The 311-nt window shown below is 39.9% G+C and carries 2 pseudogenes; both read left to right on the top strand.

The features are described 5' to 3' along the window. Positions 1–171: pseudogene (locus P5683_RS26100) on the top strand (Uma2 family endonuclease); the annotation flags it as partial. Between the two features lie 18 nt (positions 172–189). Continuing rightward, positions 190–311, top strand: a pseudogene (locus tag P5683_RS26105) (Uma2 family endonuclease); the annotation flags it as partial.

A 311-nucleotide genomic window follows, 5' to 3' on the forward strand; every position in this document is an offset into this window, starting at 1 on the left:
CAAAATCAGTTAGTAACCACTCAAAATCAATTAGGTAGCATCCAAAATCAGTTAGTAACCACTCAAAATCAATTAGGTAGCATCCAAAATCAGTTAGCCATTGAACGACAACAGAAAGACCAACTAGCTGCTAAACTGCGAGAGTTGGGAATTGACCCCGAACAGTTGTAGATAATTGAGGTAAAAATTATGACAGTTACGGAACAGTTAGCATCACTGGAAACCTCACCAGAATGGGAAGATATCGAGTTTCCACCCGGAGATTTAGAAAGTCAGGAGTTGCCATTGGAAACCTATTTACACCTACAACG

This window comes from Limnospira sp. PMC 1279.21 (assembly GCF_032349615.1).
GTDB lineage: Bacteria > Cyanobacteriota > Cyanobacteriia > Cyanobacteriales > Microcoleaceae > Limnospira > Limnospira fusiformis.